Here is a 13,215-nt window from a genome sequence, read left to right on the forward strand (position 1 = left end):
CGGGTAACAATCGGCCGAAAGGTCAGTGTCCCACGCCGCAACAGGCGGCGGCGATTAGATCTCGCGGGCTTTCCGGCGAGTTTCCTTGAAATTATCGTGTCTTATCTTTTCGAAGGCCACGCGCTGCCCGTACCCCGTGTCGGCCGGATAGTCCCGATAATCACCCAGGATCTCATCGAAAAGGACCCGCAGTTCGTCCTTGTGATCGGGGTGGGTGAAAATGTTGGTCCGATTTTCCCGGACCCCTTCGAGGATTCGCGCCCCGATCACATCGGGTTCCATGCCGAACTCGTGGATCCCGGCGAGTCGCTCGACCGCGGCCGGATCGACCGGCTTCATCGCGCCCTTGAGCTCGTCGGGGCGGACGTCGTCGCTGGCGTAGATCACGCTTTTCACAAGGCCGGGGTGAACAACCGAGACGCCGACGCCGTACTTGTACATCGAGTGGCGCAGCGAATAGCTGAGGCCGCGCACCGCGAACTTGGCGGTGTTGTAGATGCCGGGCGCGCCACCGGCGATGAAACTCGCCATCGAGGCCGTGTTGGTGATGTGGCCGCCCACCTGCTCGCCCGCCTCGACGCAGGCCTTCATGCGCGGGGCGAAGGTCTGCACGCCGTTGATGACGCCTCCGAGGTTGACGCCCAGCACCCAGTCCCAGTCGTCGTAGGAACTGTCCTCTATGGTCTGGAAGAGGTTGATCCCGGCGTTGTTGAACAGCAGGCTGACCGGCCCGAACTTCGCTTCCACTTCGTCTGCCGCCGCCGCGAATCCGGCGCGGTCCATGACGTTCAGCTGGACGCCCATGACCTCACGGTTGTCGAGCGTGGCCAGCGCCTTGTCGATCGCATCCTGGCGGATGTCGGCAATGGCGACCTTGGCCCCGGCTTCGAGCAGGTTGCGCACGATGCCGATGCCGACACCGTTGGCACCTCCGGTGACAAACGCTGTGCGCCCGGCAATGTCGGTCATGCCGCTTTCTCCGCTGCTGCATCCATCGCGATAACGGGGTTGACCGAGCCGCTTTCCCGGCCCGGCAGGAACTCGTTGCAGATCTTGCGCCGCTTGAAGAGCCAGCGCCCATCGACCCGGACGAGTTCATCTTCGTAAATGCCGAAGCTCGGCAAGGCGATCGAGCCGTCCGGCCCGCCGTTGGTCATTTCCCACCAGAAGCCGGTGTTCCAGGCAAGGTCGCCCTCGACCCGGATCACCTTCTGGTTGACCACATGGCGCAGCTTGGCCGGATTGCCCTGATGGTCCTTGAAGATTTCGCCGATCTTCGAAGCGAAGGTCCGCGCCTCGGCACGGATTGCCTCGCGTCCGCTTGCCACACCCATCGCCCAGTCGAGCTCGCCGTCCTCGGCGAAACATTCCGCGTAGGCGTCGGCATCGTGGAAATCCATGGCAAGTAGGTAGCGCGCCATGAGATCCGCGATCTCCGCCCGGTCAGAGGCGTAGCTCACCTTGCCAGTGCCGCGGCCGCTTCGTCCATCGCGCGGACGGGGTTCTCCGGACCCGAATGGCGATTGGGAATGAACTCGTTGAGCACGCGACGCTTGGCGATCAGCCAGCGGCCGGAGGCCTTGGTGAACTCGTCCTCGTAGAGGCCGTAGGTGCCCATCTTCATGGTGTCACCCGGGCCGTGGTTGGCCATCTCCACCCAGATCGTGCTCGCCCAGGCGTGGTCGCCTTCTACCCGCACCGAGCTTTGCAGGACCACGTGGCGGAGGATCGCGGGCTTACCGTCCTCGGTGTGATAGAACTGGCCGATCCGGCTGCTGAAGCTGGTCACCGCCTCGCGGATGGTATCGCGGCCCTTGTACGAACCGCTGGCGAATTCGAGTTCGCCATCGGGGGCGAACGTGGCTACGTAGGAATCCCAGTCGAAGTAGTCGATGGCGAAGAGATAGCGCGCCATCAGGTCCTCGATTTCCGCGCGATCCACCGCGTATGTTTCATCGTAAGTCTGCTGCGCATGGGCAGTGGTCATTGGTATTGCTCCGGCTATGGTCATGGCGGAAATGGCGGCAAGCACCCGTCGGGCGCTGGACTTCGGCATCGTTCTCTCCCCTCGGCGAAACGCGACGCCACAACTGGCGACAATTTTTCGCTTCGCCGTTTTGTAGTTGCCACTTACAAAAAGCTGCAAGAGAATTCACCGCCCGAACAAGGGACGGGGACCAGGGAGAACGCAATGGCTATCGCTCCGACCGCCGGCGAGCCGTCTGTCACGACGTCCGAAACCGTCACCGGCCAACCCTGGCCGTCCGAGAGCCGCGGCTGGTTCGCACTGTTCGTCGTGGTCTTTGCGACCTTCGTGACGTTTTTCGACCAGACCGTGTTCGGGATGCTTTCCGAGCGCATGAAGCAAAGCTTCGGCATTTCCGATTCTACTCTCGGCCTGCTCCAGGGTCCGGTCACGGTCGTCGCCTACGTTATCGTCGGCATCCCCCTTGCGCGTCTCGTCGACATCTTCCCGCGCAAGTACGTTCTCGGCGCAAGCATCGCCGTGCTCGGTTCGATCATGGCGCTGGGCGGGCTGGCGCAAAGCTTTCGCCAGCTGGTCTTCACCCGTCTGTTCGTCGGGGCGGCGAGTTCGGCCAACGGTCCCGGATCCTATTCGCTGCTGGTCGATTCCTTCCGCCCGTTCCGTATTCCGCTGGTCTTCGCGCTGCTCCAGCTCGGCTTCATCGGCGGCACCTCGCTCGGCGCGATCATCGGCGGCCAGATGATCGGCTACACGTCGACATTACCCGAAACGATATCGTTCCTCGGCCTGCCGATCTTCAACTGGCAGCTCGTCCTGCTGATGATCGGTGCGCCGGGCCTCGTCGCCGGCCTGCTCTATATGCTGGTCAAGGAACCGCCGCGGCGCAGCCCGCCCGAGGCTTCCGCCCTGACCGCACCCGACGCCCCGCTCGCCCGCAAGTTCGCCGCCTTCATGGGATGGGATGCGCTCAAGGCAATCTGGGCCCGCAAGGCAGTGTTCCTGCCGCTGTTCGGGGCGCTGGCCATGTCGGCGATCGAAAGCCAGGGGCTGATCCCCTGGCGCGTGCCCTTCATCGCCCGCACCTATGGCTGGAACGAGGCGGAGATCGGGGCGCTGCTCGGCACGCTGTTCCTGTTCGCCATGCTGGCCGGGATCACCGTTGGTGGCATTTTCGTGACCTGGATGGGCAAACGCTACAAGGACGCAAACATCCGCGCGACGGCGATCATCTTCGTGTGCACCACAACCGTGACGATCGTCACCCCGCTGATGCCAACGGCCGAACTGGCGATCGGCATGATGGCGCTGGGTACGTTCTTCGGCCTCGCCGGTGCGCCGGCGCAGAACGCGGCCATCCAGCGCATCGCGCCCAACGCCATGCGAGGGCAGGTGAGCGCCTTTTACCTGTTCATGTTCACTTTCTTCGGCGCGCTCGGCAGCTGGGTAATCGGCGCGGTCAGCACCTACATCGTCGGCGACGAACAGCAGCTGTGGAAGGCGCTGCTGATTACCGGCGTCGCCTTCCTGCCCCTTGCCACCTTCCTGATGTGGCGCGGCATCCGTCCCTATCGCGAGGAAGTGGAACGACTTGAGGCAGTGGGCCTCTAGAAGTCCTCCGATGCCCCGTTGACTCGACTCCGCGAACCGCCGAAAAAGTAAGCAACACATACAAAATCTGGAGAGAGTCGAATGTCTGAAACGAGCGTGGAATCGCTTGCCAACAAGGTTGCCGAACTCGAGCGACGCCTGACCAGGCGCGAGGACGAGATCGACGTTCGCAACCTGCAGTACCTATACGGCTACCTGATCGACAAATGCATGTACGACCAGGTCGTCGATCTCTTCACCGACGATGCCGAAGTGCGCTTCTTCGGCGGCGTGTGGAAGGGCAAGGAAGGCGTTCGCCGCCTCTACGTCGACCGCTTCCGCAAGCGCTTCACGCACAACACCAATGGACCGATCGACGGCTTCCTGCTCGACCACCCGCAGTTGCAGACCATCGTCACCATCTGCGACGACGGGCGCACCGCCAAGCTGCGCGGCCGCAGCACGATGCAGGCCGGGCGGCACAAGGATTTCGAAGGCGACGCGCCGCACCTCAAGAAGCGCCAATGGTGGGAAGGCGGCCTCTACGAGAACACCTACAAGAAGGGCGACGACGGCAAGTGGCGCATCCATGTGCTCAACTACTTCCCGCACTGGCACGCCAATTTCGAGGACGGCTGGGCCAACACCGACCCCGAGTTCACCCCCTTCATCCGCGAGACCTATCCGACCGACCCGGCCGGGCCCGACGAACTGATCGACGAGCACTGGCTCTGGCCGATCCACAAGCTGCTGCCTTTCCACATGAAGCACCCGATCACGGGTGAGGAAATGGTCGCGGAGCGCTGGGAAGGCGACGCCAAGAGAGACGCGGAACGGGCTGCCAAGAAGGCGGCGGAGTAAGCGTCGTCCCAGCGGAAGCTGGGACTGGTTTCTATCCAGTGAAGCGCAAGAGGCGCGCGATCCCAGCTTCCGCTGGGATGACGGAGTATCAGAATGACCGACTACCCCTCCCTCCACATGATCATCAACGGCGAGAAGGTTTCCGGCGGTGGCCGGCGCACCTTCGACGTGATCAACCCGGTGACCGGCGAGCCGATCGGCGCGCTGCCGCTGGCCAGCGCCGAGGACCTCGACCGCGCGCTCGAAGTGGCGGCCGAAGGCTTCCGCATCTGGCGCCGCTCGACCCCGCAGGAGCGCGCCGCGGTGCTCAGCGGCGCGGCACGGCTGATGCTCGAACGTGCCGACGACATGGCGCGCATCGCGACAATGGAGCAGGGCAAGCCCTTCGCCGAGGCGAAGATCGAGCTGATGATGAACGTCGGCCTGTTCAACTTCTACGCCGGCGAGGCGAGCCGCCTCTATGGCCGCGAACTGGTCCGACCGCTCGGCCAGCGCTCGACCGTGCGGTGGGAGCCCGTTGGCCCCGTCGCCGCCTTCGCGCCGTGGAACTTCCCGCTCGGCAACCCTAGCCGCAAGCTTGGTGCGCCGATCGCCGCGGGCTGCTCGGTTATCCTCAAGGCGGCCGAGGAAACCCCCGCCAGCGCGCTCGGCGTGCTGCAGTGCCTGCTCGATGCCGGCTTGCCACCTCAGGTCGCGCAGGCGGTGTTCGGCGTGCCCGACGAGGTCAGCCGCCACCTGCTCGGCAGCAAGGTCATCCGCAAGCTCAGCTTCACCGGTTCGACCGTGGTCGGCAAGCACCTGATGAAGCTCGCCGCCGACAACATGCTGCGCACCACGATGGAGCTCGGCGGGCATGGCCCGGTGCTGGTGTTCGACGATGTCGACGTGGACACGGTCCTCGATACCGCGGTCATGGGCAAGTACCGCAACTGCGGCCAGGTCTGCGTCAGCCCGACCCGCTTTATCGTGCAGGAAGGCGTCTTCGAGAAGTTCCGCGACGGCTTCGCCGCACGCGCCAGGTCGGTCAACGTCGGCGACGGCCTCAAGGACGGCACGCAGATGGGCCCGATGGCCAACGCCCGCCGCCCCGAGGCAATGGACCGCCTGATCGGCAACGCCCGCGACAAGGGCGCCAGCGTCGACACCGGTGGCAAGCGCTTCGGCAACCAGGGCTACTTCTACGAGCCGACCGTGCTCAGCCAGATCCCGCTCGACGCCGACATCATGACCGAGGAGCCCTTCGGCCCGGTCGCGCTGATCAACCCCTATGGCAGCGAAGAGGACATGATCGCCGAGGCCAACCGCGTCGATTACGGGCTCGCCGGCTATGCCTGGACCAACGACGTCAAGCGCCAGCGGCGCCTCGCCGACGCCATCGAGACCGGCATGGTCGGCATCAACAGCCACATGATCGGCGGGGCGGACAGCCCGTTCGGCGGCGTGAAGTGGTCGGGCCACGGCAGCGAGGATGGCCCCGAAGGCGTTCGCGCCTGCATGGTGCTCAAGGCGTTGCACGAAGGATGACCCACGAACTCAAGACCGGCGGCGATCGCGGCTACCTGCGCATCGCCACCGAGGAAGCCTTCGCCACCCAGGAGCAGCTCGATGCGATCATGCGGCTGGTCCGCGAGGGCCGCGCCGACGAGGGCACGGTCAGCCTGTGGGGCTTCTACGGCACGAGCGCGAGCGAGCGCACGACCTTCATCCGCGAACGCCTGCTCGATCTCGGCGAGCTGCGGCTGCAGGCGATGGACGATGCCGGGATCGACAAGGCAGTGCTCGCCCTGACCAGCCCCGGCACGCAGTCGATGCACGACCCGGAAGAAGCCCGGCGCATCGCCCGCAACGCGAACGACCGGCTCAAGGACGCCTGCGAGAAGCACCCCGACCGCTTCTACGGCATGATCGCCATCGCCCCGCTCGATCCCGAATGGTCTGCCGAAGAACTGCGGCGCGGCAAGGAGGAGCTCGGCTTCCACGGGGTGCAGGTGAACAGCCACACCCACGGGCACTACCTCGACGAAGAGCAGTTCGACCCGATCCTGCGCGCCTGCGCCGATCTCGACCTGCCGCTCTACATCCACCCGCAGGGCCCGCCCGACGGGATGATCGGCACGATGGTCGAGGCGGGGCTCGATGGTGCCGTGTTCGGCTTCGGCGTCGAGACCGCGTTCCACGGGCTGCGCATGCTGACCACCGGCGTGTTCGACCGCTACCCGGGTCTGCAGATGATGCTCGGCCACGGCTGCGAGGCGATCCCCTACTGGATCTACCGTCACGACTACATGCACCGCGCCGGCGTGCGCTCGAACCGCTATCCGCGGCTCAAGCCCTTGCAGCACGACCTGTTCCACTACCTGCGCAACAATGTGCTCGCCACAAACAGCGGCATGGCCTTCGAGCCGGCGATCAAGCTGATGATCGAGGTGATGGGCGAGGACCGCGTCATGTACGCGATGGACTATCCCTACCAATACCTGCCCGACGAGGTGCGCTGGATGGACGACATGGACATTTCGGCCGAACAGAAGAAGAAGTTCTTCCAGACAAACGCGGAGCGCTGGTTCAAGCTCTAGGTTCGAAGACTTTTTGGGAGAGAGGGAAATGGCAACTACGGCTGAGGCGGGAACGCCGACGCAGGCCGCGAAGGTCAGCCGCGCCGGCTGGTACGCGCTCGCGCTGGTATCGTCGGCGCAGGGGCTGAGCCTGCTCGACCGGCAGATCCTGTCGATCCTCGCGCCCTCGATCCGCGCCGATCTCGGCATCGGCGATGCCGAGCTTGGGCTGCTCTACGGCACGGTCTTCGCGCTGTTCTATGCGTTGTTCTCGCTGCCGCTCGGCCGTCTGGTCGACGGCTGGATCCGCACCCGGCTGCTGGCGATCTGCATCCTCGGCTGGTCGGTCTTTGCCGGGCTTTCGGCCTTCGCCAAGGGCTTCACCCTGCTCGCCATCTCGCGCCTTGGCGTGGGCATCGGCGAAGGCGCGGCGCAGCCCGGCGCCAACTCGATCATCTTCGACACCTTCCCGCGCAGCCGCCGGGGCACTGCGATGGCCGCGATGGGCGTGACGACCGCGCTCGGCCTCGGCCTGTCGATGGCGCTCGGCGGGTTTGCGGCGCAGTGGTGGGACGCGCGCGTCGCCGCGGGCGGCGCTTCGTTCGGCTTTTCCGGCTGGCAGTTCGCCTTCCTCATCGCCGCATCGCCCGGAATCCTGCTCGCCGCGCTGCTCTGGCGTATGAAGGAGCCCGAGCGCGGTGCGATCGACGGCGTGACCTCGCCGCCCGACCCGCATCCGTTCAAGGCCAGTGCCGCAGTGCTCGGTTCGGTCACCCCGCTGGCCAACTGGTTCTACCTCTGGCGGCGCGACGCGGGCGCGCGGCAGTGGACGATCAACCTCGTAGGCCTCGCCGTCATCCTGGTGTTCTGCTGGATCATGACCGGCGTCACGCAGTCCTTCAGCCCGCGCCCTCCGCTCCAGGTGCTCGGCCTTTCGATCGACCCGCACGTGCTGCAGTGGTTCGTCGTCGGCTTCGGGATGTTCGTGATCCTCAACCTGTTCCAGGCGCTCAAGCTGACCGACAGGCCGACCTACGCCGTGGTGCTGAGCCCCTCGCTGATCCTGCTGATGGTCGTCGGCGGGCTGCAGACCTCGATCAACTACGGCGTGATGGGCTTCACCCCCAGCTTCCTGATCCGCGAATACGGAATGGACCAGGCGACGACCGGCCTGCAGTTCGGCCTGCTCGCCGCCGCGCTCGGCTTCTGCGGGCCGGTGGTGGCGGGTCCGCTGAGCGACTTCCTCACCGGCAAGCTCGGCGCCCGCGGACGGGTGTGGCTCACCCTCGCCTCGCTCGGCATTTCGCCGTTCTTCGGCATCTGGACCTACAGCGCACCCGATCCGATGAGCTTCTATGTCCGCTTCTCCGCCTACAGCCTGATCCTCACGCTGTGGCTGCCGCCGATCTATTCGCTCTACTACGACCTCGTGCTGCCGCGCATGCGCGGGATCACCAGCAGCACTTACATCATCATCTCGACCCTGCTCGGGCTCGGCATGGGGCCGTACTTCGTCGGCATCGTGTCCGACCGCAACGGTGGCGACCTCGGGCAGGCGATCATCTCGATCAACGTCGTCGGCCCATTCATCGCAGTGATCCTGATCTACGTCCTGACCCGCATCCAGCGTGACGAGGACTCGGTCCTCCCCCGCGCCCGCGCCGCCGGAGAACCCGTCTGATGCCTCGTTTCGTCATTGCGAGCATCGCGAAGCAATCCAGTGCGTTGCGCGATACCGCCCTGGATTGCCGCGTCGGCTTCGCCTCCTCGCAATGACGAGAAGAAAGGTCTGAATTCATGCCCACCGTCCGCGATGCCGCCTTTGCCGTGTTCGAGCATTTCGGGGTCGACCGGCTGTTCGGCAATCCCGGCAGCACCGAGCTGCCGATGCTCAAGGGCCTCCCCTTCCCCTACGTCATGGGGCTCAACGAGGCGGTGGTCGTGGGCATGGCCGACGGTTTCGCCCGCTCGGCGCGCAAGCCGGCGCTGGTCAACCTGCACAGCGCGGCGGGCACCGGGCATTCGCTCGGCAACCTGTTCACCGCGTGGAAGAACAATGCGCCGGTGGTCGTCACCGCCGGGCAGCAGGCGCGCTCGATCCTGCCCTTCGACCCGTTCCTCTATGCCGAGCGGCCGACCGAATTCCCCCGGCCCTACGTCAAGTACTCGGTCGAACCTGCCCGCGCCGAGGACGTGCCGCAGGCGCTGATCCGCGCCTTCGTCACCGCGCTGACGCCGCCGATGGGGCCGGTCTTCATCTCGATCCCGGTCGATGACTGGGACCGCGAATGCGAAATGTCCGCCTTGCCCGAACTGACCTTGGATGCGGTGCCTTCGGCCACGGGCATCGAACGCATCTCGGCGATCATCGACGGCTGCGAGAAGCCCGCGCTGGTGCTCGGCACCGGCGTCGCCAATTCGCAAGGCTGGACCCATGCGATCCGCCTTGCCGAACGCTGCGGTGCGAGCGTGTGGACCGCACCCTACAACGCACGCGAGACCTTCCCCGAGGACCACCCGCAGTTCGCCGGGTTCCTGCCCGCCTGGCGCGACCAGATCCGCGTCCTGCTCGATCCGTTCGACGCGATCCTCGTCGTCGGCGCGCCGGTCTTCACCTATCACGTCGAGGGCCAGGGCCCGCACTGGCCCGAGCACGCCAAGCTCATGGCGCTGTCCGACGATCCGCAGCACCTTGCCGCCATGCCTGGCGGCGGGGGTGTCCTCGGCGACGTCGGGGACGGGCTGGCGCAGCTCGCCGAGCGGGTCAACGCGCGCAAGTTCACCGGCAAGCAGCACCAGCTCAAGAAGCCAGCCAGGGAAATGACCGCCGCCTACGTGCTCAGCCGCGTCGCCAAATTGCGGCCGGAAGAGGCTATCATTGTCGAGGAAGCCCCGACCGCGCGCGGCCCGGAGCACGACGTGCTGCCGATCACCCGCGAGGGCGGGTTTTATTCCTGCGCCAGCGGGGGCCTCGGCTACTCGCTCCCCGGCAGCATTGGCGTCGCACTCGGCCAGGAGGACAAGGTCCTCGCCGTCCTCGGCGACGGGGCAGCGATGTACACCATCCAGGGCCTGTTCGCGGCGAAGGAGGAAGCGGCCAACGTCAGCTTCCTCATCATGAACAACCGCGCCTACGCCGCGTTGACCGGCTTTTCCGGCGAATTCGGGATGAACCACGTGCCGGGCTGCGACCTGACCGGGCTCGATTTCGTCAAGATCGCCGAGGGCCACGGGGTCCCAGCCAAGCGAGTTGAAACGGTCGAGGAACTGGACTCGGCCCTCAAATGGAGCTTCGATGCGAGCGGTCCCACACTGCTCGACATACGGATTTCCTGATGATCGATTTCTGGTTCGCGATCGGCAGCACCTACACGTACCTCTCAGTCATGCGGATCGACGAACTCGCCGCGGGCGTGGAAGTGCGCTGGCGGCCGTTCGACATCCGCCACGTCCTGATCGCGCACGACAACATCCCCTATGCCGGGAAGGTAGAAAAGTCGGCCTACATGTGGCGCGACCTGCAGCGCTGGTCCGATGCCTACGGCCTCTCTCCCCGCTTTCCGGCACCCTACCCGCTCGCCGATTCCCCGCAGGCCAATCGCATCGCCGCACTTGCGGCCGAGGAAGGCTGGGTTGAACCCTATGTACGGGCCACCTACCGGCGCTGGTTCGAAGACGGACAGTGCGCCGGTGAGGAGCCGAACCTCTCGGCCAGCATCGCCGAGGCCGGACAGGACCCTGCGCGGGTACTTGCAGAGGCCAATTCGCCTGATGGCCATGCCCGCCTGCTGGCGGTGACCAAAAGGGCCATGGCCCTCGGCGTCTTCGGAGCCCCCACTTTCGCTGTTGGAGGCGAACTGTTCTGGGGCAACGACCGGCTCGAGGACGCAATTGCCTGGGCCAAGTCGGGCGGGCTGGCCAGTCGCGGCTAGGACGCGGCCCGCGCCCTACCCTGGTGGAAACCTGTAAGGCAGCTCGATGTCTTCGACTTCGACCCCGTTCGCCTTGTCGCGTCGACGCGCCCGCGATTCATTGATCATGTAGCGAAGCTGCACGTTGCCTTCATGGCAGGCGAACTCGTACATCTTGTAGCCTTCGTCGCGGGTCCATTCGAGCCGGGCCGTCCATGGCGCGGTGAACACATCCGGATCGCTATAGGTGACGTCATAATTCATGCGCCCTTCGTCAAGCATGGTGAGCCGCTCGACCACCGTTGCGTTCGCGCTCGTTGGTGTGCCGCCAATCCTGACATAGGGGCTGGCTGCACGCTTGCTGACGTCGTGGGTTGCGCCATCACCGGCGATGATATTGGTCGTTTCAATCACCAGCGTATTGCCTTCCCAATGACCAATGCCCTGTCCCATCCATGTCCGGGTGACTGAAGGCCACCGTTTGGGCTCAGCATCTTCATCAATGATCGGAATGATGCGGGTCGACATCATCTCGTGCTGGATCACGACAAAGCCTGGTGTCTGGAAGATGCGCACAGCGTTGTTGTTTTCTCGGAACGGAAACATCGTTGCAGGAAAGCCGCTGGTGACGCAGCGTTCATAGACGTCGAAATCCTGCATCCAGTCGAAGTTCTGCCCCTCGACAAAGCTATCACTATGGGCATCCTTCAGCGCCTGCGCTTCGGGCGTCAGGGCAGGAAAACGGCCGTTTGGCGGATCGATCAGCAGTGAGTTGCGTCGCCCGAAATCGGTCGATTCAAGCCATGCAGTAAGCCCCCTGGTGTCTCGGGCACGCCATTCGTCTGCAAAGGACTCTTCCAGCTTTCGCGCCTGCGCCAACCGCTCGGCATAGGCCTCGTCGCTCAGCCAGGCCTGGGTGCCGAACTCCTCGGCACGCTCCATCTGGTAGTCCATCTCGTTGAGCCGATTGAACGGCCAGGTGCCGCTGAAATCGGGGTCCCCCCAATCGGTGCGGGCCGGAACGTAGTCGGTCGCAACCGGAGGAACTTGCGTGAGGCTCTCCGGATTCTGCTGCGCGCTAACTGCCAGGGGTACAAACGCAGCCAATGCGAAAGCGATTGCCGAGATCAGCGTCGTTCCAGCCCGCACTTGCCTTCCCCTCTTTGCCTCGTCTTTCAGCGGAACTCAGGGCGTCGCCTGCTCCACACCTGTTGCAGCCGCCGCATCGAGCTTTCGCTGGGCGCGGCTGGAATTGATCATGTGGCGCACTTGCGAATTGCCTTCGTGGCAGGCGAATTCGAAGAACTGGTAGTTCTCGTCGCGCACCCAGTCGAGCCGGGCGGTCCACGGGGCCGAAAACACGTCGGGATCGCTGTAGGTGATCTCGTAGATCAGCCGGTCGGGGTCGAGCATGGTCAGCCGTTCGACCGCCTTCGCATCCGGCCCTACCGGGATGGCCTGGTCGACGTCGTAGGTCGGCGAGGCGGCACGCTTGGCAACGTCGTAGGTCGCGCTGTCACCGGGAACGATGTTGGTCGTCTCGACGACGAGGGTATTGCCCTCCCAGTGGCCGAGACTGCTACCCATCCAGCCGCGCACCGCGGCGGGCCAGTGCCCCTCCTTGCCCAGCGGGATGATCCGTGCGCCGAGCATGGCGCGGTCGATCACGACGTAGCCCGGCGACTGGAACACGCGGATGCCGTTTTCGTAAGGGAACGAGAACATCGCCGCGGGAAAGCCCGGACTCACGCAGCGGTCCCAGATGTCGAGATCGGTCACCCAGTCGATCGGCTGCCCCTCGACCCAGCTGGCCCGGCCGGACTCGTGCCGGGTCCTGGCATCGGGCAGGAGCGCCGGGCGCCGCCCATCCGGCGGATCGATTATCATCGAGTTCCTGTGACCAATCTCGGTCCGCTCGATCCAGTCGGCGAGGCCCGAGGTGCCGTTGTTGCGAAGGTCCGCCGAAAAACCGCCGTCGGAATCCTGCGCCTTCTTCAGCCGTTCGGCGTATTCTTCAGGCGTCAGCCAGGCGCGAGTGCCGAACTCTTCCTCCCGCTCGATGGGAATGCGCGCTTCGTTCACGTGCTCGATCGGCCAAGTACCGCGCAGGTCCGGATCGCCCCATTCGGTCTTCGCGGGCACGTAGTCGGTCCTGACCGGAGAAACGCTGGCAAGGTCTTCGGGGGCTTCCTGTGCAACGGCCGGATACGGCTGCGCCAACAGTGCCAAGGGCGCCCAGACCATTCCGATACGCTTCATAGACTTCCCCCAAAGCGATTGCCCCGTAACCGTACCCAGGATCAATTCGATGGCA

At 65.0% G+C, this 13,215-nt stretch carries 12 protein-coding genes; 7 read left to right on the forward strand and 5 right to left on the reverse strand.

The genetic code is table 11. The features are described from left to right. Positions 1-54: 54 nt before the first annotated feature. From GRI89_RS05670 to GRI89_RS05680, 3 genes are read right to left on the reverse strand one after another with little or no spacing between them, the layout of a single operon-like run. Positions 55-969, reverse strand: a complete 915-nt coding sequence (locus tag GRI89_RS05670; RefSeq protein WP_159793093.1) for an SDR family NAD(P)-dependent oxidoreductase — start codon at positions 967-969, stop codon at positions 55-57. Then, positions 966-1,460 carry a nuclear transport factor 2 family protein gene (locus GRI89_RS05675; protein ID WP_159793095.1) on the reverse strand — a complete coding sequence of 165 codons (495 nt, stop codon included), beginning with the start codon at positions 1,458-1,460 and terminating at the stop codon, positions 966-968. The genes GRI89_RS05670 and GRI89_RS05675 overlap by 4 nt, the downstream gene beginning before the upstream one ends. Continuing rightward, positions 1,457-2,056, reverse strand: a complete 600-nt coding sequence (locus GRI89_RS05680) for a nuclear transport factor 2 family protein (RefSeq protein WP_159793097.1) — start codon at positions 2,054-2,056, stop codon at positions 1,457-1,459. Before GRI89_RS05680 ends, GRI89_RS05675 begins: the two co-directional genes overlap by 4 nt. A 135-nt stretch (positions 2,057-2,191) precedes the next feature. Between GRI89_RS05680 and GRI89_RS05685 the strand changes: the two genes are divergently transcribed. The 7 genes from GRI89_RS05685 (at position 2,192) to GRI89_RS05715 (ending at position 10,922) form a co-directional block, all read left to right on the forward strand. Next, a complete protein-coding gene (locus GRI89_RS05685; RefSeq protein WP_159793099.1) occupies positions 2,192-3,595 on the forward strand; it encodes an MFS transporter in 1,404 nt (467 codons plus the stop codon). Positions 3,596-3,676: 81 nt separating this feature from the next. Beyond that, entirely contained in the window at positions 3,677-4,435 is a 759-nt protein-coding gene (locus GRI89_RS05690; protein WP_159793101.1) for a nuclear transport factor 2 family protein, read from the forward strand. Positions 4,436-4,528: 93 nt separating this feature from the next. Beyond that, positions 4,529-5,959: an NAD-dependent succinate-semialdehyde dehydrogenase gene (locus GRI89_RS05695; protein ID WP_159793103.1), complete on the forward strand. Its 1,431-nt coding sequence runs from the start codon at positions 4,529-4,531 to the stop codon at positions 5,957-5,959. Beyond that, on the forward strand, positions 5,956-7,011 hold the full coding sequence (locus GRI89_RS05700; RefSeq protein ID WP_159793105.1) for an amidohydrolase family protein: 1,056 nt from the start codon (positions 5,956-5,958) through the stop codon (positions 7,009-7,011). The genes GRI89_RS05695 and GRI89_RS05700 overlap by 4 nt, the downstream gene beginning before the upstream one ends. Positions 7,012-7,039: 28 nt before the next feature. Further along, positions 7,040-8,671, forward strand: coding sequence for an MFS transporter (locus GRI89_RS05705; protein WP_159793107.1), 1,632 nt, complete (start codon positions 7,040-7,042; stop codon positions 8,669-8,671). Positions 8,672-8,787: 116 nt separating this feature from the next. Then, on the forward strand, positions 8,788-10,326 hold the full coding sequence (gene mdlC / locus GRI89_RS05710; RefSeq protein ID WP_159793109.1) for a benzoylformate decarboxylase: 1,539 nt from the start codon (positions 8,788-8,790) through the stop codon (positions 10,324-10,326). Continuing rightward, positions 10,326-10,922, forward strand: a complete 597-nt coding sequence (locus GRI89_RS05715; protein WP_159793111.1) for a 2-hydroxychromene-2-carboxylate isomerase — start codon at positions 10,326-10,328, stop codon at positions 10,920-10,922. The genes mdlC and GRI89_RS05715 overlap by 1 nt, the downstream gene beginning before the upstream one ends. A gap of 15 nt (positions 10,923-10,937) precedes the next feature. On the opposite strand, the gene GRI89_RS05720 is transcribed toward GRI89_RS05715, so the two are convergent. Then, positions 10,938-12,050 carry a hypothetical protein gene (locus GRI89_RS05720; RefSeq protein ID WP_159793113.1) on the reverse strand — a complete coding sequence of 371 codons (1,113 nt, stop codon included), beginning with the start codon at positions 12,048-12,050 and terminating at the stop codon, positions 10,938-10,940. Positions 12,051-12,086: 36 nt separating this feature from the next. Continuing rightward, on the reverse strand, positions 12,087-13,160 hold the full coding sequence (locus GRI89_RS05725) for a hypothetical protein (RefSeq protein WP_159793115.1): 1,074 nt from the start codon (positions 13,158-13,160) through the stop codon (positions 12,087-12,089). Between the last annotated feature and the right edge of the window lie 55 nt (positions 13,161-13,215).

Origin of the sequence: Croceibacterium salegens (assembly GCF_009827435.1) — a bacterium.
GTDB classification, from domain to species: domain Bacteria; phylum Pseudomonadota; class Alphaproteobacteria; order Sphingomonadales; family Sphingomonadaceae; genus Croceibacterium_B; species Croceibacterium_B salegens.

What these genes read in the sequence shown, in the direction of transcription:
- GRI89_RS05670 (WP_159793093.1), bottom strand. Translation starts at nt 969, where the DNA reads ATGACCGACATTGCCGGGCGCACAGCGTTTGTCACCGGAGGTGCCAAC.
- GRI89_RS05680 (WP_159793097.1), bottom strand. Translation starts at nt 2,056, where the DNA reads ATGCCGAAGTCCAGCGCCCGACGGGTGCTTGCCGCCATTTCCGCCATG.
- GRI89_RS05685 (WP_159793099.1), top strand. Translation starts at nt 2,192, where the DNA reads ATGGCTATCGCTCCGACCGCCGGCGAGCCGTCTGTCACGACGTCCGAA.
- GRI89_RS05690 (WP_159793101.1), top strand. Translation starts at nt 3,677, where the DNA reads ATGTCTGAAACGAGCGTGGAATCGCTTGCCAACAAGGTTGCCGAACTC.
- GRI89_RS05695 (WP_159793103.1), top strand. Translation starts at nt 4,529, where the DNA reads ATGACCGACTACCCCTCCCTCCACATGATCATCAACGGCGAGAAGGTT.
- GRI89_RS05700 (WP_159793105.1), top strand. Translation starts at nt 5,956, where the DNA reads ATGACCCACGAACTCAAGACCGGCGGCGATCGCGGCTACCTGCGCATC.
- GRI89_RS05705 (WP_159793107.1), top strand. Translation starts at nt 7,040, where the DNA reads ATGGCAACTACGGCTGAGGCGGGAACGCCGACGCAGGCCGCGAAGGTC.
- mdlC (WP_159793109.1), top strand. Translation starts at nt 8,788, where the DNA reads ATGCCCACCGTCCGCGATGCCGCCTTTGCCGTGTTCGAGCATTTCGGG.
- GRI89_RS05715 (WP_159793111.1), top strand. Translation starts at nt 10,326, where the DNA reads ATGATCGATTTCTGGTTCGCGATCGGCAGCACCTACACGTACCTCTCA.
- GRI89_RS05725 (WP_159793115.1), bottom strand. Translation starts at nt 13,160, where the DNA reads ATGAAGCGTATCGGAATGGTCTGGGCGCCCTTGGCACTGTTGGCGCAG.